This is a genomic window from Pseudomonas sp. E45-MNA-CIBAN-0222 (assembly GCF_040310405.1).
GTDB classification, from domain to species: domain Bacteria; phylum Pseudomonadota; class Gammaproteobacteria; order Pseudomonadales; family Pseudomonadaceae; genus Stutzerimonas; species Stutzerimonas stutzeri_AC.
Map to the genome: position 1 here is coordinate 629,362 of NZ_JBEOPU010000001.1, position 18,522 is coordinate 647,883.

16 protein-coding genes are annotated in these 18,522 nt (G+C 61.7%); 10 read left to right on the forward strand and 6 right to left on the reverse strand.

The features are described from left to right. Positions 1–2 precede the first annotated feature (2 nt). The 4 genes from AAEZ08_RS02795 to fabI are packed head-to-tail and all read left to right on the forward strand — an operon-like array spanning position 3 to position 4,535. Positions 3–1,076: a microcin C ABC transporter permease YejB gene (locus AAEZ08_RS02795; RefSeq protein ID WP_003282069.1), complete on the forward strand. Its 1,074-nt coding sequence runs from the start codon at positions 3–5 to the stop codon at positions 1,074–1,076. Between the two features lies 1 nt (position 1,077). Continuing rightward, entirely contained in the window at positions 1,078–2,097 is a 1,020-nt protein-coding gene (locus AAEZ08_RS02800; RefSeq protein ID WP_003282070.1) for an ABC transporter permease, read from the forward strand. Between the two features lie 16 nt (positions 2,098–2,113). After that, entirely contained in the window at positions 2,114–3,760 is a 1,647-nt protein-coding gene (locus AAEZ08_RS02805; protein WP_500123692.1) for an ABC transporter ATP-binding protein, read from the forward strand. Further along, a complete protein-coding gene (gene fabI / locus AAEZ08_RS02810; protein WP_003282073.1) occupies positions 3,741–4,535 on the forward strand; it encodes an enoyl-ACP reductase FabI in 795 nt (264 codons plus the stop codon). The genes AAEZ08_RS02805 and fabI overlap by 20 nt, the downstream gene beginning before the upstream one ends. 69 nt (positions 4,536–4,604) lie before the next feature. Here the strand turns inward: fabI and AAEZ08_RS02815 are convergent, their stop codons facing one another. After that, the gene (locus AAEZ08_RS02815) at positions 4,605–5,369 is read right to left on the reverse strand and encodes an SDR family NAD(P)-dependent oxidoreductase (RefSeq protein ID WP_500123667.1); all 765 of its coding nucleotides are present in this window, start codon (positions 5,367–5,369) and stop codon (positions 4,605–4,607) included. Between the two features lie 389 nt (positions 5,370–5,758). Between AAEZ08_RS02815 and AAEZ08_RS02820 the strand changes: the two genes are divergently transcribed. Further along, positions 5,759–6,628: a helix-turn-helix domain-containing protein gene (locus AAEZ08_RS02820; RefSeq protein WP_500123668.1), complete on the forward strand. Its 870-nt coding sequence runs from the start codon at positions 5,759–5,761 to the stop codon at positions 6,626–6,628. Positions 6,629–6,731: 103 nt separating this feature from the next. Here the strand turns inward: AAEZ08_RS02820 and AAEZ08_RS02825 are convergent, their stop codons facing one another. Continuing rightward, positions 6,732–8,507, reverse strand: a complete 1,776-nt coding sequence (locus AAEZ08_RS02825) for a PQQ-dependent methanol/ethanol family dehydrogenase (RefSeq protein ID WP_058064523.1) — start codon at positions 8,505–8,507, stop codon at positions 6,732–6,734. Between the two features lie 278 nt (positions 8,508–8,785). Here AAEZ08_RS02825 and AAEZ08_RS02830 point away from each other — a divergent pair, with 278 nt between their 5' ends. Continuing rightward, the gene (locus AAEZ08_RS02830; RefSeq protein ID WP_500123669.1) at positions 8,786–10,024 is read left to right on the forward strand and encodes an ABC transporter substrate-binding protein; all 1,239 of its coding nucleotides are present in this window, start codon (positions 8,786–8,788) and stop codon (positions 10,022–10,024) included. 39 nt (positions 10,025–10,063) lie between these two features. On the opposite strand, the gene AAEZ08_RS02835 is transcribed toward AAEZ08_RS02830, so the two are convergent. Genes AAEZ08_RS02835 through pedF form a run of 4 tightly spaced genes read right to left on the reverse strand, consistent with a single transcriptional unit; the run spans position 10,064 to position 13,200 of the window. Next, the gene (locus tag AAEZ08_RS02835; protein WP_500123670.1) at positions 10,064–10,993 is read right to left on the reverse strand and encodes a quinoprotein relay system zinc metallohydrolase 1; all 930 of its coding nucleotides are present in this window, start codon (positions 10,991–10,993) and stop codon (positions 10,064–10,066) included. A 58-nt stretch (positions 10,994–11,051) separates the two neighbouring features. Next, a complete protein-coding gene (locus AAEZ08_RS02840) occupies positions 11,052–11,798 on the reverse strand; it encodes a quinoprotein dehydrogenase-associated SoxYZ-like carrier (RefSeq protein WP_500123671.1) in 747 nt (248 codons plus the stop codon). A 50-nt stretch (positions 11,799–11,848) separates the two neighbouring features. Further along, entirely contained in the window at positions 11,849–12,763 is a 915-nt protein-coding gene (locus tag AAEZ08_RS02845) for a substrate-binding periplasmic protein (RefSeq protein WP_500123672.1), read from the reverse strand. Continuing rightward, complete coding sequence (gene pedF, locus AAEZ08_RS02850) at positions 12,763–13,200, reverse strand: cytochrome c-550 PedF (protein ID WP_003282557.1); 438 nt, start codon at positions 13,198–13,200, stop codon at positions 12,763–12,765. Before pedF ends, AAEZ08_RS02845 begins: the two co-directional genes overlap by 1 nt. Before the next feature lie 322 nt (positions 13,201–13,522). Between pedF and exaA the strand changes: the two genes are divergently transcribed. From exaA to AAEZ08_RS02870, 4 genes are all read left to right on the forward strand, one after another. Then, positions 13,523–15,394: a quinoprotein ethanol dehydrogenase gene (gene exaA / locus AAEZ08_RS02855; protein ID WP_058064528.1), complete on the forward strand. Its 1,872-nt coding sequence runs from the start codon at positions 13,523–13,525 to the stop codon at positions 15,392–15,394. Positions 15,395–15,559: 165 nt separating this feature from the next. Then, on the forward strand, positions 15,560–16,213 hold the full coding sequence (locus AAEZ08_RS02860; protein ID WP_003282555.1) for a pentapeptide repeat-containing protein: 654 nt from the start codon (positions 15,560–15,562) through the stop codon (positions 16,211–16,213). Between the two features lie 151 nt (positions 16,214–16,364). Next, entirely contained in the window at positions 16,365–17,681 is a 1,317-nt protein-coding gene (locus AAEZ08_RS02865) for a methyl-accepting chemotaxis protein (protein ID WP_500123673.1), read from the forward strand. 159 nt (positions 17,682–17,840) lie between these two features. After that, positions 17,841–18,476, forward strand: coding sequence for a 3'-5' exonuclease (locus AAEZ08_RS02870; RefSeq protein WP_500123674.1), 636 nt, complete (start codon positions 17,841–17,843; stop codon positions 18,474–18,476). Positions 18,477–18,522 lie beyond the last annotated feature (46 nt).

The following is an 18,522-nucleotide window of genomic DNA, read 5'->3' on the forward strand; positions in this document are numbered from 1 at the left end:
GCATGCTGGCTTACATTTTTCGCCGACTGCTGCTGATAATCCCCACACTGTTCGGCATCCTGGTGATCAACTTCATCATCATTCAGGCCGCGCCTGGCGGACCGGTGGAGCAGGCGATCGCCAAACTCGAGGGTTTCGAAGGCGCTACCAGCCGTATCGCTGGCGGCGGCTCGGAGGTCGCGGTCGCAGGCACCAGCTACCGTGGCGCTCAAGGCCTGGACCCCGAACTGGTCGCCGAGATCGAGCGTCTGTACGGTTTCGACAAGCCGCCAGTCGAGCGCTTCTGGATCATGCTCAGCAACTACCTGCGACTGGATTTCGGCGAGAGCTTCTTTCGTGACGCCAAGGTCACCGACCTGATCATCGAAAAGATGCCGGTCTCCGTTTCGTTAGGGCTGTGGAGCACGCTGATCATGTACCTGGCCTCGATTCCGCTGGGGATCGCCAAGGCCACGCGGCACGGCAGCAAGTTCGACGTCTGGACCAGCTCGGCGATCATCGTTGGCTACGCCATCCCGGCGTTCCTCTTCGCCATCCTGCTGATCGTGCTGTTCGCCGGCGGCAGTTACTGGAACTGGTTTCCGCTACGCGGGCTGACCTCGGCCAACTTCGAAGACCTGACCCTGGGCGGCAAGATCATCGATTATTTCTGGCACCTTGCCCTGCCCGTCACCGCGCTGGTGATCGGCAACTTCGCGACGCTTACGCTGCTGACCAAGAACAGCTTCCTCGACGAGATCAACAAGCAGTACGTGATCACGGCACGCGCAAAGGGCTTGAGTAAGAATCGCGTGCTCTACGGCCACGTATTCCGCAATGCCATGCTGATCATCATCGCCGGCTTTCCGGCTGCCTTCATCGGTATGTTCTTCACCGGCTCACTGCTGATCGAGGTGATCTTCTCCCTAGACGGCCTTGGTCTACTGAGCTTCGAGGCAGCAATCAACCGTGACTATCCGGTAGTGTTCGGCACCCTCTTTCTCTTCACCCTGCTCGGGCTGGTGGTGAAGCTGATCGGCGACCTGACCTATACCCTGGTCGACCCACGTATCGATTTCGAAAGCAGGGAGGCCTGAGATGCAGTTGTCTCCCCTCAATCAGCGCCGGCTTGCACTGTTCAAGGCACACAAGCGTGGCTGGTGGTCGCTATGGATCTTTCTTGCCCTGTTCGGGCTCAGCCTCGGCGCGGAAATCATTGCCAATGACAAGCCTATCGTCGTGCGTTATGACGGCGAATGGTTCTTCCCGGTGTTCAAGCGTTATCCAGAAACGGCATTCGGCGGCGAATTCCCGTTGCAGGCCAACTACAAGAGCCCGTACATCCAGGAGTTGATCGCTGAGAAGGACGGCTGGATGGTCTGGCCGGTGATTCCCTTCAACTATTCGAGCATCAACTACGAGCTGCAGGTGCCCGCGCCGGCCCCGCCCTCGCTGGAGAACTGGCTCGGCACGGACGACCAGGGGCGCGACGTACTGGCACGAGTCATTTACGGCTTTCGTATCTCGGTCCTGTTCGCCCTCACCCTGACGCTGATCAGCTCGGTGATCGGCGTCATTGCCGGCGCCCTGCAGGGTTTCTATGGCGGCTGGGTCGATTTGGTCGGGCAGCGCTTCATGGAAATCTGGTCGGGCCTGCCGGTGCTCTATCTGCTGATCATTCTCGCAAGCTTCGTGCAGCCCAATTTCTGGTGGCTGCTGGGCATCATGCTGCTGTTCTCTTGGATGAGTCTGGTAGACGTGGTGCGTGCGGAATTCCTCCGCGGCCGCAACCTTGAGTACGTGCGAGCCGCGCGCGCCCTCGGCATGCAGAACGGCGCGATCATGTTCCGTCATATCCTGCCCAACGCCATGGTTTCCACCATGACCTTCATGCCGTTCATTCTCACCGGCGCCATCGGCACCCTCACCGCGCTGGACTTTCTCGGTTTCGGCCTGCCGGCCGGTTCGCCGTCGCTCGGTGAACTGGTCGCCCAGGGCAAGGCCAACCTGCAGGCGCCCTGGCTGGGCATCAGTGCCTTCATGGTGCTGGCGGTGATGCTGACCTTGCTGGTGTTTATCGGGGAGGCGGCGCGCGATGCCTTCGACCCAAGGAAATAACATGCCCGAACAACCGATAGCCGAGAATCTGGTCGAGGTCCGCGATCTGGCCGTCGAGTTCGTCACCGGTGAGCAAACCCAGCGTGTCGTCGAAGGCGTCACCTTCGACATCCGCAAGGGAGAAACCCTGGCCCTTGTCGGCGAGAGCGGCTCAGGCAAGTCGGTAACCGCGCATTCCATCCTGCGGCTGCTGCCCTACCCCCTCGCCCGCCATCCGCAAGGGCAGATCCTTTTCCACGGCCAAGACCTGCTCAAGGCCGACGAAAAGGACATGCGCAAAATTCGTGGTAATCGCATTGCCATGGTGTTCCAGGAACCAATGACCTCGCTCAACCCGCTGCATACCGTGGGCAAGCAGATCAACGAGGTGCTGGAGATTCACAAAGGTTTGCGCGGCAAGGCCGCCAGCGCCCGGACGTTGGAACTGCTCGAGCTGGTCGGTATCCCCGAACCGCACAAACGCATCCGCGCCTACCCGCACGAGCTGTCGGGCGGACAGCGGCAACGGGTGGTCATCGCCATGGCGCTGGCCAACGAACCGGAGCTGCTGATCGCCGACGAACCGACCACGGCCCTCGACGTCACCGTGCAGCTGAAAATCCTCGAGCTGCTCAAGGAATTGCAGGCCCGCCTGGGCATGGCGCTGCTACTGATCAGCCACGATCTCAACCTGGTTCGGCGCATTGCCCATCGCGTATGTGTCATGCAGCGCGGTCGCGTCGTCGAACAGGCGTTGTGTGAAGATCTGTTCCGCGCCCCTCAGCATCCGTACACCCAGGAACTGCTGGCGGCCGAGCCCAGTGGCGGTCCTGTTACGGTCGAAGAGGCAGCGCCGCTGCTTGAGGTCGACGACCTGCGCGTGTGGTTCCCGATCAAGAAAGGGCTGCTGCGACGCACCGTCGACCACATCAAGGCGGTGGACGGTGTGAACTTCAGCCTGCCCAAGGGGCAGACGCTGGGTATCGTCGGCGAGAGCGGCTCCGGCAAGTCCACGCTGGGATTGGCTATTCTTCGATTGTTGGGTAGTCGGGGCGAGATCCGCTTCCAGGGCCAGCAACTGCAAAGCATGTCGCAGCGCCAGGTACGGCCGTTGCGGCGGCAGATGCAGGTGGTCTTTCAGGACCCCTTCGGTAGCCTGAGCCCACGTATGTCGGTCGGGCAGATCATTGGCGAAGGGTTGCACATCCACCGGATGGGCAATGCCAAGGAGCAGGAACAGGCAATCATTGACGCGCTCGTGGAGGTTGGCCTCGATCCGGAAACCCGGCATCGCTACCCCCATGAGTTTTCCGGCGGGCAACGGCAACGTATTGCCATTGCCCGGGCTCTGGTTTTGAAGCCGGCGCTGATACTGCTCGACGAGCCGACCTCGGCGCTCGATCGCACGGTACAACGCCAGGTGGTGGAGCTTCTGCGCTCGTTGCAGGCCAAATACAACCTGACCTACCTGTTCATCAGCCATGACCTGGCGGTGGTCAGGGCGCTCAGCCACCAGATGATGGTGGTCAAGCAGGGGCAGGTAGTGGAACAGGGTGCGGCCGCGGACATTTTTGCGGCACCGCAACATCCATATACACAGCAGCTGCTGGAATCCGCCTTCATGGCACCCAGCTCTGCCGAACAACCAGAAGAGGGACAAGCACATGGGTTTTCTCACCGGTAAGCGCGTACTGATCGTCGGCGTTGCCAGCAAACTGTCGATTGCCTCGGGCATCGCCGCCGCCATGCATCGCGAAGGTGCAGAACTGGCTTTCACCTACCAGGGCGACAAGCTCAAGGGTCGCGTCGAGGAATTCGCTTCCGGTTGGGGCTCGAGCCCTGAGCTGTGCTTCCCCTGCGATGTTGCAAACGATGAAGAGATCGCCCGCGTATTCGAAGAACTGAGCAAGAAGTGGGACGGCCTGGATTGCATCGTGCACTCGGTCGGCTTCGCTCCCGGCGACCAACTCAATGGCGACTTCACCGAAGTCACCACCCGTGAAGGCTTCAAGATCGCTCACGACATCAGCGCCTACAGCTTCGTCGCTCTGGCCAAGGCCGGGCGCGAAATGATGAAAGGCCGCAATGGCAGCCTGCTGACCCTGTCCTATCTGGGCGCCGAGCGCACCATGCCGAACTACAACGTGATGGGCATGGCCAAGGCCAGCCTGGAAGCTGGCGTTCGTTACCTGGCCGGTAGCCTCGGTCCGGAAGGCACTCGCGTAAACTGCATCTCCGCCGGCCCGATCCGCACCCTGGCCGCCTCCGGCATTGCCAGCTTCCGCAAGATGCTCGCTGCCAACGAGAAGCAGACGCCCATGCGCCGCAACGTCACCATCGACGAAGTCGGCAATGCCGGTGCGTTCCTCTGCTCGGATCTCGCCTCGGGCATCAGCGGCGAAATCCTCTACGTCGACGGTGGCTTCAACACCACCGCGATGGGCTCGCTGGAAGACTGATCCAGCGCCCGTCTACGTAAAGCACCGAACCCCGCCTACTGGCGGGGTTCGTGTTTCTGCACAGCGGCCTCAGCCGGCTGTCACCGTCATGCCGCCATCGGCCATGACCACCGCCCCCACCATGAAGCTAGCCCGTTCCGACGCCAGGAAAGCGACGATCTCGGCGATCTCCTCCGGTTGCGCCGCACGCCCGATGGGCGCGGCTTGCCCATGCTGCGCGAGAAAGCCTGGGCCGTCCTCGACCACGTCGTTGAGGATGTTGGTCACAACATCGCCTACGCCGATGGCGTTGACCCGGATGCCGTGTTCGATCACCTCCAGCGCCAACGTGCGAGTCAGCTGCGCCAGCGCGCCCCTGGAGGCCGTATAGGCGGCAATGGTCGGAAAGGCGAAGTATGACGCGTAGGAAGCAATATTGACGATCGCCCCCGAGCGGTTGGGCATCATCGCCTTGACCGCTTCGCGGCAATGCAGGAAGGCCGCCGTGGCGTTTACGGCCTGAATGCGCTCCCAGTCCTCGCGGGTCATGTCCACCACCAGCTTGTTAATGATGATGCCGGCGTTGTTGACCAGAATATCCAGCCGGCCGAAATGCTCGATGGCCAGGCCCACCGCGCGTTCTGCTGCGCCATCTTCGGTGATGTCGGCCTGCAGCGGCGCCAGCCCCGGCCGGGCGAGCGCCTCGACCGCCGGGTCGATGTCCTCGGCGATGACCTTGGCACCTCGCTCGTGCAGCAGCAAGGCGATAGCCTTGCCGATGCCACTGGCGGCACCGGTGACCAGCGCGACCTTGCCTGCAACTTCCTCTATAACGCTGTGCTTCGAATTGCTCATGCTGATTTCCTCCGGTATGGATTGCGCCATGGGCGCCTTGGTTATCGACAGGTTCAGTCTTGCTCATCGTGGCGCCCCCGGCTTTCGCGGGCTTGCGCTGGCTGTCGGAGTCTTGCGCGCAGCAGTGAGGCATGCAGGCACCTGCAGGGTAGGCTTCAGCCCACCAAAGACCGCACGGCTGGGCGGCGGGCTGAAGCCCACCCTACGGCTCGCGCGTCCATTCGCCAGCGTAGGGATGATCCGTAAATACCCTTGAAGCGGCAGCATCAGACAACCACTGCGCTAGGCTATCGACGCCAGCCGCTTGCGGTTTTGTCCTGGAGTCCCACGTGCCTCGGCCACCCGATACCCCGCCCCCGTCAGATGCCCGCCGCGCCCCGGCCCAGACGATGAGTCATTACCTGCCTGGTGAAACGCGGGCGACGGTTTTGCAGCTGCCCATGCAGGACGTGGTGGTTCAGCTCTTCAGCCATCGCACGATCATCGAGCCGATACGGGTGCCGGCGGTGGTTGAGCCGCTGCTGGTGCTGGTACTGGCCGGTGCAGCACGAGTAGAGGAACGTACGCCGGGCGGCCAATGGAGTGCGGCAACCGTCAGGGCCGGCGATTTCTTCCTGACCGATACCCACGAGCCTTACGAGATGCGCTGGCAGACGCTGGAGGGTGAGCGCTTCGAGGTGATGCACCTGTATCTCGGCCTGCCGCTCATCGACCAGGCAGGACGGGAGCTGCTCGGTCCGCAGAGCACTGCAGTTGCCTTGCTGGATGTCTCCGGCACCCACGATGAAACGGTTCGCTGGCTGATGGAAAAGCTGCATCACGAGCTGTTCGACCAGCGTCAGCCCAGCCTGCTCTGCATTCGCAGCCTGGCTCAGGCACTTGCCGTGCATCTGGTACGCCACTATCGGGCTCCGCAAGACGCCGTCCGGCGCAGCAATGCCTTGCCGGCCTACAAGCTGCGCCGGGTGATCGAGGCAATGGATGCACAGCTGGCCGACGATTTCAGTCTCGCTCAGTTGGCACGAAACGCCGAGCTGAGCGAATACCACTTCAGCCGAATGTTCAAACGTGCCACCGGGCTCTCGCCGTCGCAGTACTTCATCGGCCTGCGCATGGCGCGGGCACGTCGGCTGCTGATCGAGACGCAGCGCAGCGTCATCGACATCGGACTGGAGGTGGGCTATTCGAGCCCGAGCCACTTCTCCCAGGTATTCCGCCGCGAAGTGGGCGTTACGCCCAGCGCCTATCGCCACGCATGAACAGCCTTTGCCTGGGCGCCAGAACGACAAAACCCCGGCCATGATGACCGGGGTTCAGTTTGCAGAAACCCGACGCTCGCCGGGTTTCCGCCACGCAGACTGATCAGCGCTTGGCGACCTGATCCTTCGGTAGCTTGAAGGTCCAGAGCATGCCGCCCTGGTTGAATTCCTTCACCCGCTTGGCGACTTCACCGCCCCACAGCGGTACCGCACCACCCCAGCCGGACAGAACGGAGACGTACTGCTCGCCGTCCATTTCCCAGGTAACCGGAGAACCGATCACGCCCGAGCCGGTGTTGAACTCATAGACTTTCTTGCCGGTCTTGGCGTCGAAAGCCATCAGGTAGCCCTCGGGGTTGCCGGTGAACACCAGGTTGCCCTTGGTGGCCAACACACCGCCCCACAGCGGGGCGTAGTTGTTGTAGCGCCACACTTCCTTGCCGGTTTTCGGATCGATGGCGCGCAGTACACCGATGAAGTCGTCGTTGAGCGGCTTGATGGTGAAACCCGCCCCCAGGTAGGCAGCCCCCTTCTTGTAGGCGACACCTTCGTTCCAGATATCCATGCCCCACTCGTTGGACGGCACGTAGAACAGACCGGTGTCCTGGCTGTAGGCCATTGGCATCCAGTTCTTGCCGCCCAGGAAGGACGGTGCGACGAACACGGACTTGCCCTTGTCCGCATCACCGGGGTTACCTGGGCGGTGAGTTTCGTCGAACACTGGGCGGCCGTTCGCGTCCAGTCCCTTGGCCCAGGTGATCTTGTCCACGAACGGGAAGCCGCGGATGTACTTGCCGTTGGTGCGATCCAATACGTAGAAGAAGCCGTTGCGGTCCGCAGTACCGGCTGCCTTGATGGTTTTGCCACCCTCCTGATAGTCGAAGGAGATCAGCTCGTTCACACCGTCGAAGTCCCAGCCGTCATGCGGGGTGGACTGGAAATGCCACTTGATCGAGCCGTCGTTCGGGTCCAGTGCCAGTCGCGAAGATGAGTACAGGTTGTCGCCAGGGCGCAGGTGCGAGTTCCACGGCGCCGGGTTACCAGTGCCGAACAGCAGCGAATCGGTATCCGGATCGTAATAACCGCCCAGCCAGGGCGCGGCGCCACCGGTCTTCCAGAGATCACCCGGCCAGGTCTTGCCGGCTTCGCCGCCGGAGATGCCGCTCTCGACCTTCTTGCCGTCCTTCCAGACGTAGCCCATGTGCCCTTCCACGGTCGGACGGGTCCACAGCAGATCGCCGTTCTTCGGGTTGTACGCCTCGATCTTGCCGACCACGCCGAACTCACCACCGGATACTCCGGTGATGAGCTTGCCGTTGACCACCAGCGGTGCAGAGGTCAGCGAGTAGCCAGCCTTGTAATCGGCAACCGTCTTCTTCCAGACAACCTTGCCGGTGTCCTTGTTGAGGGCGACCAGCTTGGCATCCAGAGTGCCGAAAATAACCAGATCGTCATACAGCGCGACGCCGCGGTTGATCACGTCACAGCACGGCATGATGCCGTCCGGCAGGCGCGCGTCGTACTGCCACAGCTCCTTGCCCGTGCGGGCGTCCACCGCGTAGACCCGCGAATAGGAGCCGGTGATGTACATCACGCCGTCCTTGATCAGCGGCTGTGCTTCCTGGCCGCGCTGTTTTTCACCACCGAGAGAGAAGCCCCAAACCGGTCGCAACTGATTGATGTTATTGGTGTTCAACGTATCCAGGGTGCTGTAGCGCTGGCCCTGCAAGCCCAGACCGTTGGTGACGATCTGATGGGTGGACTTGGCGTCGTCGAGGATTTCCTGGTCGGTTACGGCCCAGGCGTGCAGGCTGGACATCGCCACCGCGGCGCATAGCGCCGTCAAGGCGAAGGGCTTGCGAAGACCGGTGTGCTTCATTGCGGCTACCTCTGCGGGTTCATTGTTATGCCGGGAAATTTTCCCGGTCTGTTGTTGATTCTTGGTTTGCACCGCCTCGCCAACAATTGCCCGCAGTACCGATTTCCCTACTCCCTTGGTAGCAATACTCCCCCGCAAGCACCGCAAACCCTGCTTTTGCTGCTCGCTAACGGTCGCTAGTGGCACCGAAGTCGCAGCCATCCAGCCGGAAAAGACTATTCCGCAAGCCCCGCTCAGACCCTAAAACGGACGTCCCCTTGCTCAGAAGGATACGAGCCATGTTGCGCCCTACCCTGGTCATCGCCCTCGCGCTGCTTACTTTCACGGCCGCCCACGCAGCCAAACCGATTCGCCTCGGCCTCAACTACCCCAGTACCGGCAACTACAAGTCCGAAGGGCTGGAGCTACGCCGTGGCGCCATGCTCGCCGTCGAACAGATCAACCAGGGGGGCGGTGTGCTGGGCCGGCCGCTGGAGTTGGTCAGCCTCAACTCGGCAGCCCGTGCGGAAAAAGCGCAGGCCAATGTCGAGCGATTCGCCAGCCAGGGCGCGTCGATGGTGTTCGGCGGCGCCAACAGCGAGGAAGCACTTTCAGCCGGCCAGCGTGCTCGCGAACTCGGGCTGCTTTACTTCCCTACGCTCGGCTACGCCAACGAGATCACCGGGCGTGACGGTCATCGTCATCTGTTCCGTGAATCGAACAGCGCCTGGATGAGCGCACGCGTGCTCGGCGAGTACCTCAGCTGGCACATGCCCAACCGGCGCTATCACTACATCAGCCTCGACGACGCGTGGGGGCGCAGTATGGAGCAGGCCTTGCGCGAAGCGACCAAGAGCCGCGACCGCGCACGCCACGGCTACTCGAAAATCGCCGAGCGCGGCGCACGACGCGGTGAATACCTGGCCGCCCTGCAGAAAGCCGCCGCCAGCGAGGCGGATGTACTGGTGATCGTGCTGCTGGGCGAGGATCTGGTGCAGACCATGCGTCTGGCGCAAACCCTGGATCTGGGCAAGCGCATGCAAATCATCGTGCCCAATCTCACGCAGAGCATCGTCGAGCAGGCCGGTCCGATGGTGATGGAACATGTCATCGGCACCGAGGCCTGGACCTGGCGCGTACCCAAGCTGGTCGAAAGCGCCGCGGGCCAGGCCTTTGTCGATCGCTACATCGCGCAGCACCAGGCATACCCCGGCAGCACGGCCGCCTCGGCGTACGGGATCGTTCAGCAATGGGCGGCTGCCGCGCAACGTGCCGGCAAACTCGACAGCGCAGCGGTGATCGCGGCGATGGAGAATCACCGCTATCGCCTGTTGAAGGACGAGCAATACTGGCGCGACTTCGATCATCAGAACGTGCAGAGCATCTTCGCCGTACGTGTCAGAAGCCGCAGTGAAATCATGCAGGACCGATTCAAGCAGGACTATTTCACGATCATCCATCGCATGGATGGCGAAGAAGCGGCACCAAGCCTGGACGACTGGCAGCAGGAGCGTGGCGATCAGTTGCAACTGCAGTAACGGCTGTCCACGGCAACCCGGCGCGCCTGAAGCGCGCCTTCACTCGTCGACGCGCGGCAGCGTCATGGCTTCGTAACGCGGATACAGATGGCTGACACTGCGAATCAGTTCGTAGCGGGTCAGGCTGATGCCAGCGAAACGCTCAGGGATCGCACTCTGGATCACCTCGTTCATGTCTGCGCCGTTGCTCGCGCCGTCGCGCAAAAGGCCGTCCAGCCAAGCGAGATAGTCGCGCATCTGTTCGAACGGCTCGGCGTCGTCGGCCACCGGGCCGTGCCCAGCTACCAGCAGCTTCCAAGGCAGCGCCTTCAGGGTGTCGAGATCGGCCAGCCAGATATCCAGGCCTGGGCTATTCGGTGTGGTCAGCGCGCGCTGATAGAAGAGGATGTCGCCAGCGAACAGTACGCCGCTACGTTCATCGAGAATTGCCAGGTCGGCGCCGGTATGACCACGCAGCGCCAGCAGACGCAGCGTGCGGCTCCCGATCTGCACCGTGCCGGGCTCCAGCGTTTCGCTCGGCAGTATCACCTCGGTACCACGCATCCAGTCTCCGACCAGGCGGTACATGTTCTCCGCCATGGCATTGCCCTGCTCGCGCAGCAACTCGGTGGTACCAGGCAGTGCTGCGATGGGTACATCGGCAAAAGCCTGGTTGCCCAGCACGTGATCGGGGTGGTGATGGGTGAGCAAGACCTTGATCACCGGCCGATCGGTAACGCCTGTGATCGCCGCGCGCATCGCCTCGCCATAACGCTTGGACGGCCCGCTGTCGATCACCACCACGCCGTCATCCGTGACGATGAACCCCGTATTGACGATATTGCCACCATTACGCTTGTCGAAGTTGTCGGTCGAACCCTCCAGCAGCCAGACATCATCGGCTATCTGCCGGGGCTCTAAGGCATAACGCAGCTCGGCCTGCACGGGCAGCGTCAGGCAGAGCGCGAAGATCAGCATGAACGGGCGCATGACGCCTCCTTGGCTTGGGTTGCGGACTGGTAGTGCAGTCAAGACAGCGGGCGCGGGGCTAGAGAGCGGCTTCGAACTCATTTCCATTGTTGTCGCGTAGCCACAAGCGGGTGTCCTGGCTGCCCTTCACTTCCAGGCTCAAACTGGGGTTTTCGCTGACAGCGGGATACAGCTCCAGCTCCGCCAGCACCTGGCCGTCCGCATCGCGCAGCTCGGCTTGATTGAGGAAGAACTCGGGGATGCCGCCAACCAGGCCGTTATCCATGGGATGAGAGACCTGCAGACGTAGTCGACTGAAGTCGCCGCGAGCGAAGCGCCCGCCAATGACTTCGCCAAGGCGATCTTCCCAGCCAAGTTGTGCGCGCACCACGCTTGGTGCCGTACAGCCGCCGCCAGCGGCATCGACCTTGGCTGAACCGATATGCCAGACACCATCGCGGGTGAGCACGGCGGCGCGAATCGGCGTCGCCTGTTCAACGCGAATGCGAATGGCCACCAGCGGCAACACCTGGTTGCCGGGCGTGAAAGTGAAGATACGCGGGATCGGGTTGAGGTCGGCCCATGCCTCGACCCGTACTACCTCATCGCCCAGGGCTCGGGCATCGATATGCACCGGCACCTGGCGGGAATCCTCGGCGAAAGGTGGCACCTGGACCTGCACGCGTTCGTCGAACACGTAAGGCTCGCCATTGAGCAAACCCTTGTGGTGATATTCCCACATCACCGATTGCAGCGGGTCGGCCTCAGCCGCCATCACGCCCGGAGCCAGGAATACGCTTAGCAGCAGCAAGATTCGGACGCTCATGTCGACTCCTCGAACGGCGATCCGCAGCGGGATCGGCATGGCGCAGCCGGTCAGCGCCCGGCCACGTCGCTCTCCACATCCTGGTACAACCCGGGTAGCTCGTAGCTCAATCCATAGCTGGCATAGAGCGCCCTCAGCTGGCCTTCAAGGATCAGCGGCTCCAGCACCTCTTCAAGCGCGTACGCCAGCTGCCGGTTGGATTCATGTACTGCCATGCCCAGATCCCACACTTGCTTGCCCATGTTCGGGTAAGCGTTCTCGGCGAGTTTCAGGTGATCACTACCGGCCTGATCGAGCAGCCATTCGATTTCCCCGCGCATGGCCATGGTGGCGTCCACCTCGCCCTGCTGCAGTGCCGCAAATGCTTGCTGCACGCTCGGGTAGTGATGCGTGTTCTTCGCCAACCGGCCCTCGAATACCGAGGACAGATAGAACGAGGGCACGCTGTCGACCTCTACCCCGATCGGGTGGTACTGGAAGATCGCTACGCTCGGCACTTCATCTACACGGCGATCGTCGTAAGCGGTTTGCCAGCGTTCCCGCTGGTAGGGACCGAACATCACCACCAGCTCGTTGATCACCTCACCGAGTTCGTTGCGCTTGTAGGCAAACTCACGGTCGTACGGCACACGCAGCATCACGTCGGCCAGCACGTTCGGACGCAGGTAATGCCCCTTCCAGATGAAGTTGCGCAAGTCGTCGTCCAGTGTTTCGTCCGGAGTCACCCACAACACCTGCAGCTTCAGGCCCAGCCCTTCGGCGAGCTTTCGCGCCAGTTCTACATCGACCCCGAGCGGCTCCCCGTCCTGCTGATAGCTGTACGGCGGAAAGCTCTCGTACATCGCCACCTTGAGCACGCCGGACTCGATGATGTCATCGAAGGCGCGCACCTTGACCACATCCGCCTGCACCAGGGCGCAGCAGAGCGTTAGCCACAGCGTCAGAGCCAGCCGCGCGGCGTTCATTACTGCTTAGCCGCTTCAGCTTCGATATAGGTACGAATGGCCCACAGCGCTTCCTGGCTGAGCGTGTCGGCCATTCGCGGCATGTAAACGGCGCCGTCACGCACCGCGCCGTTGATTACCCGCTCCTTGTACCACTCATCGCCATCGTAGCTGGCTTCAAGTTCACGCAGATCCGGCGCAATGCCGCCGGAAATGGCTTCAAGGCCATGGCAACGAGCGCAGTTCTGGTTGTAGGCAGAAGAACCGATTTCTACCGCCAGATCGTAGTGCTCGTTCGGAGCGCGATAGGGGTTTTCGTCCAGCCATTCTTCACCGAGCGACGGCAGCCCCTTGGTGTTGACTGCCTGCGGCGTCACGTCGCCGTGGGCCATGACCAGACCAGACATACCGAGGAAACCCGCTGCCAGCAGTGAGCGCAAAAAGATCTTGTTATTCATGACTACCACCCTCTATTCGAGAACCTGTGCAAGGCAGCCCCCATCGGAGCGCATGGTGGTCATGTTGGAGGGGTGAGCGGGCCGGCAGAATCCTGCTTTGGACGCCTGCATCTCCTCCCTTGGTACTGGGTTTTGCCACCACCTTTTGCAGCAGCCCGAACGCCACTCCGGTAGCAAGGCCAAACACCGGGCGTTTGGGAAGTATTCCCGGTCTTCCCGGGAGATTTTCCGTGTCGGCTTCGGCGGCGCGCTCCCAATAATCGAATCGCCAGGCCACCGCTATACGGCGGCCTCGTCCGAATCGACCAAGGGAATCGCAACCATGACAACAAGATCGCACCCCGGCTCCAAACACCCACTGGCCATCGCCGTGCAATGCCTGGCACTGGCCGGCAGCCTTGCGTGGGCCGGCGCCGCACTCGCCAAACCGGTCAGCTGGGAAGACATCGCCAACGATCACGTGACCACCAGCAATGTGCTGCAGTACGGCATGGGCACCAACGCCCAGCGCTGGAGTCCCCTGGCCCAGGTGAACGAAAGCAACGTGTTCAAGCTGACCCCGGCCTGGTCGTTTTCATTCGGTGACGAGAAGCAGCGCGGGCAGGAATCCCAAGCCATCGTCCATGACGGCGTGATCTACGTGACCGGCTCGTACTCCCGCGTCTTCGCGCTGGATGCAAAGACCGGCAAGCGCCTGTGGAGCTACGCCCATCGCCTGCCCGACGACATTCGCCCCTGCTGCGACGTAGTCAACCGCGGCGCCGCCATCTACGGCGACAAGATCTACTTCGGCACGCTCGATGCGCGTCTCGTCGCGCTGAACAAGGACACCGGCAAGGTCGTCTGGAACAAGAAGTTTGGTGATCACGCCGCCGGCTACACCATGACCGGCGCGCCGACCCTGGTGAAGGATGGCAAGACGGGCAAGGTCCTGCTGGTGCACGGCAGCTCGGGTGACGAGTTCGGTATCGTCGGCAAGCTATTCGCTCGCGACCCGGATACCGGTGAAGAAGTCTGGATGCGCCCTTTCGTCGAGGGCCACATGGGGCGCCTCAACGGCAAGGACAGCACCCCCACCGGCGACATCAAAGCGCCCTCCTGGCCGGATGATCCCAACCACCCGACCGGCAAGAAGGAAGCCTGGAGCCAGGGCGGCGGCGCACCGTGGCAGAGCGCGAGCTTCGATCCGGAAACCAATACCATCATCGTCGGCGCTGGCAACCCGGCCCCATGGAACGGCTGGGAGCGCACCAGCGATGGCGGCGATCCGAAGGATTACGACAGCCTGTACACCTCCGGCCAGGTCGGCGTCGACCCAAGTACCGGCGAGGTGAAGTGGTTCTACCAGCACACGCCGAACGACGCCTGGGACTTTTCCGGCAATAACGAACTGGTGCTGTTCGACTACAAGGACAAGAACGGCAAGACCGTCAAGGCTACCGCTCACGCTGACCGTAACGGGTTCTTCTATGTTGTCGACCGCAAGGACGGCAAGTTGCAGAACGCCTTCCCCTTCGTGGACGGCATCACCTGGGCCAGCCATATCGACCTCGAAACCGGCCGCCCGGTAGAGAACGAGGGGCAGCGTCCACCCAAGCCGGAACCGGGCGAAAAACATGGCAAATCGGTGGAGGTCTCCCCGCCCTTCCTTGGTGGCAAGAACTGGAACCCAATGGCGTACAGCCAGGACACAGGCCTGTTCTATGTACCCGCCAACCACTGGAAGGAGGATTACTGGACCGAGGAAGTCAGCTACAAGAAAGGCTCGGCCTACCTCGGCCAGGGTTTCCGCATCAAGCGCATGTTCGACGACCATGTCGGCATCCTGCGCGCAATGAACCCCACCACCGGCAAGGTGGAGTGGGAGCACAAGGAAAAGCTGCCGTTGTGGGCCGGCGTATTGGCCACCAAGGGCAACCTGGTATTCACCGGCACCAGCGACGGCTACTTCAAGGCCTTCAATGCGAAAACGGGTAAAGAACTGTGGAAGTTCCAGACCGGCAGCGGAATCATTTCTCCACCAGTAACCTGGGTTCAGGACGGCGAGCAGTACATCGGTGTCACCGTGGGCTACGGCGGTGCCGTGCCGCTGTGGGGTGGTGACATGGCCGTGCTGACCAAGCCGGTCGCCCAGGGCGGCTCGTTCTGGGTGTTCAAGCTGCCGGATTGGGAAAACAAGACCGCGAAGCGTTGAGTTGAAGCGTGCCCGTCGTACTGGCGGGCACGCTTCGGGCAGCACCAAGGTAATGCGGTTCACACGGCGCGCCTGGCCTAAGCGGCTCTTAGTTGGCGCTCTCGCCGACAAGCCAAAACGCCGTGTGACCGCCTTCCACCCGTCCATCCCTCGGATAAATCACCCATGACGACACTCTCTCGCCTACTCCTACCGCTTGCGCTGCTAGCCAGCTGCGTTAGCTTCGCTGCCGAAGACGGTCCGCTTATCATCAACGGATGTGTTCTTGAGCCCGATAGTCAATGTGCCAACACCGACCTGCGCGGCGCCGACCTGAGCAATCAGGATCTACGGCGGATCAACCTCGCCGGCGCCAACCTAAGCGGTGCAAACCTGCGTCACGCGGTGCTCGATCTAGCCAACCTGGAAAAAGCCAACCTCACCGACGCCACCCTGAACCGCGCCAGCCTGCAGCAGGCCAATCTGCGCCTGGCCAACTTCACCAACGCCCGGCTGATTGCCATCCAAGGCTGGGGACTTTTCGCCCAGGCGGCGCAGTTCAAGGGCGCCGACCTCACAGGTGCTTACCTTGAATTTGCTCGCATGAGCGGCGCCAGGATGCACAGCAGCAATCTGCACGCCGCGGATCTGGAAATGACCTGGCTAAGCAAAGCCGACCTCAAAGGCGCCAACCTCACCGATGCCAACCTGCAGGAAGCCAAGCTCAACGACGCCAATCTGGGCGATGCGGTACTGACCGGTGCACGCCGGCATTACGCGACCTTTCAGGGCACCAATATGGAGGGCTGCAAGGACTGCCCGCACGACTGGGAAAAATGACAGCAATGCCCTGAAAGGCCGAGCCGCCCAAGCCGATTGTCTGGCTCAATCAGGGTCATTGAAAAATCTGTAGCAGTGCTCCCTAACGAAATACATCCAGTCGCCGATTAAATGACTAGGCGATCTTGCCTCACAACTGGATGCGAATACGATGTTCAACAATCACCTCAAGCGCGAACTGGCCGAGTTACGCGAAGAAGTCGCGATCAACGGCCAGATCAAGGCTTCGCTCTACAGGGAGATGATGGTTCTGGAAGTGGACCGGCAAGGACGCATCGAACACGCCAACGAATTGTTTCTGAGCGAGATGGGCTTTCGCCGCGACGATCTCATCGGCCGCCCGCTCGACGATTTCTTCACTGAGCAGTTTCGTAGCGAACCCAATTACGCGCGCCTCAAGAGCGCCATGCAGCGCGCCGAGCACGTCAGCGGTGCCTACCGACTGCTACGCAGCGATGGCCAGGAAGCCTGGCTGCGCTCGATCTGGCAACCGATCAAGGGCTCGGACGGGACGCTGCATCGCTTCACCCTGTGCGCGACTAACCTGACGCGCACCATCGAAACGTCACGCGAACATGAAAGCTTGATCAACGCGTTGATGCGCTCGACTGCCGTCATCGAATTCGACCTGAGCGGGCATGTCATCACTGCAAACAAGCATTTTCTCGACGGCATGGGCTATCGCCTCGAGCAGATCAAGGGCAAGCACCACCGCATGTTCTGCGAACGCGAGGAAGCCGACTCGGCCGCGTACCGGGAGTTCTGGGCCAGACTGAACCGCGGTGAGTACATCGTCGAACGCTTCAAGCGCATCGACGCACACGGCCAAACCGTCTGGCTCGAAGCCTCCTACAACCCGGTGCACGACGCCTACGGCAAGTTGTACAAGGTGATCAAGTTCGCCACGGTCGTCACCGATCAGGTCAACCGTGAGCTGGCGGTCGCCGAGGCCGCGACCATTGCCTACGACACCTCGCAACACACTGACCTCAGCGCCCAGCGTGGCGCCCAAGTCGTTCAACAAACGGTCGACGTGATGCGTCGTATCGCGCAGCAGATGCAGCAGGCCTCGGACGGTATCGAGGCGCTCGACAAACAGTCCCAGCTGATCAGCGCGATCCTCAAGACCATCAGCGGCATCGCCGATCAGACCAATCTGCTGGCACTAAACGCAGCCATCGAGGCGGCCAGAGCCGGCGACCAAGGCCGCGGCTTCGCAGTGGTCGCAGATGAAGTGCGCCAACTGGCCGCGCGAACCAGCAATGCGGCCGCGGAGATTATTGGCGTTGTGCAGAAGAACCAGGATCTCGCGCAAGCGGCGGTGCAAAGCATGTCCACCAGCCGTAGCCAGGCCGAACAGGGCCTGGAGTTCGCCAACCAGGCAGGAGCGGTGATCGTAGAGATTCAGGACGGAGCCCAGCGCGTGGTCAGCGCGGTTGGCCAGTTCGCCAGTCAACTGAAGACCTGATGAAAAGCAGAGTGTCGCCCCGAGCTTAACGCCGACGGGTTCTAGACTCTGAAAGAACAGCGACACGCAAACTGCCCGGCGAGCTCTCAAAACGGGCGTTTGGGGCTGGCAAAGAGGCAGCCCGCATCGCCTGTATTTCTGGTTTCCGAGGACTAACGATTGAGCCAGAAGCTGATCATTCACATCCCGCAACACACCGAGCTCGACGTGTTACCCGCGTTCGAGGGCATCACATACGAACGCATTTTCACTCCGGCGACACCGGACGAGTTTCGTGTAGCGGCAGATGAAATAGCGGCGTTCAGCTGCATCGGCTTCGATACCGAATCCAAGCCGACCTTCAAGGTCGGCGAGGTTTCCAGCGGCCCGCACCTGATCCAGTTCGCCACGCCAGAAAAGGCCTATCTGTTTCAAATTGGTGCGCCAGGCTGCATTGAGGCGGCGCGCAGCGTGCTTCAGGCAGGGGATATTGTGAAGATCGGTTTCGGATTGAAGTCCGATCGCAGTCGACTGCGCAGCAAGCTGGATATCCAGCCTAACCAGCTCCTCGATCTCGGCTCGACGCTTCGCTATCAAGGCAAGAAAGGCCAGGTTGGCCTGCGTGGCGCGGTAGCCGGAATCCTCAACGCAAGGATCAACAAATCCCGCAGCGTGGCAACGTCTAACTGGGCAAGGGCAGTGCTGACGCCAGCTCAACAAATCTATGCAGCGAACGATGCCTACGCAGCGTTGCAGGTATTTCTTGGTCTCCCCGTCGAGCAGCGCCAGCTGCTGGTGGGCGAAGACCGATGCTGATTCTGGAGCTTGCGCCAATCAGCAAACAGACATTGCGGACCGCTCC

Bases quoted from the DNA above. Each gene is read 5' to 3' on its own strand.
- AAEZ08_RS02795 (WP_003282069.1), top strand. From the start codon at position 3: ATGCTGGCTTACATTTTTCGCCGACTGCTGCTGATAATCCCCACACTG.
- AAEZ08_RS02800 (WP_003282070.1), top strand. From the start codon at position 1,078: ATGCAGTTGTCTCCCCTCAATCAGCGCCGGCTTGCACTGTTCAAGGCA.
- fabI (WP_003282073.1), top strand. From the start codon at position 3,741: ATGGGTTTTCTCACCGGTAAGCGCGTACTGATCGTCGGCGTTGCCAGC.
- AAEZ08_RS02815 (WP_500123667.1), bottom strand. From the start codon at position 5,369: ATGAGCAATTCGAAGCACAGCGTTATAGAGGAAGTTGCAGGCAAGGTC.
- AAEZ08_RS02820 (WP_500123668.1), top strand. From the start codon at position 5,759: ATGAGTCATTACCTGCCTGGTGAAACGCGGGCGACGGTTTTGCAGCTG.
- AAEZ08_RS02825 (WP_058064523.1), bottom strand. From the start codon at position 8,507: ATGAAGCACACCGGTCTTCGCAAGCCCTTCGCCTTGACGGCGCTATGC.
- AAEZ08_RS02830 (WP_500123669.1), top strand. From the start codon at position 8,786: ATGTTGCGCCCTACCCTGGTCATCGCCCTCGCGCTGCTTACTTTCACG.
- AAEZ08_RS02835 (WP_500123670.1), bottom strand. From the start codon at position 10,993: ATGCGCCCGTTCATGCTGATCTTCGCGCTCTGCCTGACGCTGCCCGTG.
- AAEZ08_RS02840 (WP_500123671.1), bottom strand. From the start codon at position 11,798: ATGAGCGTCCGAATCTTGCTGCTGCTAAGCGTATTCCTGGCTCCGGGC.
- AAEZ08_RS02845 (WP_500123672.1), bottom strand. From the start codon at position 12,763: ATGAACGCCGCGCGGCTGGCTCTGACGCTGTGGCTAACGCTCTGCTGC.
- pedF (WP_003282557.1), bottom strand. From the start codon at position 13,200: ATGAATAACAAGATCTTTTTGCGCTCACTGCTGGCAGCGGGTTTCCTC.
- exaA (WP_058064528.1), top strand. From the start codon at position 13,523: ATGACAACAAGATCGCACCCCGGCTCCAAACACCCACTGGCCATCGCC.
- AAEZ08_RS02860 (WP_003282555.1), top strand. From the start codon at position 15,560: ATGACGACACTCTCTCGCCTACTCCTACCGCTTGCGCTGCTAGCCAGC.
- AAEZ08_RS02865 (WP_500123673.1), top strand. From the start codon at position 16,365: ATGTTCAACAATCACCTCAAGCGCGAACTGGCCGAGTTACGCGAAGAA.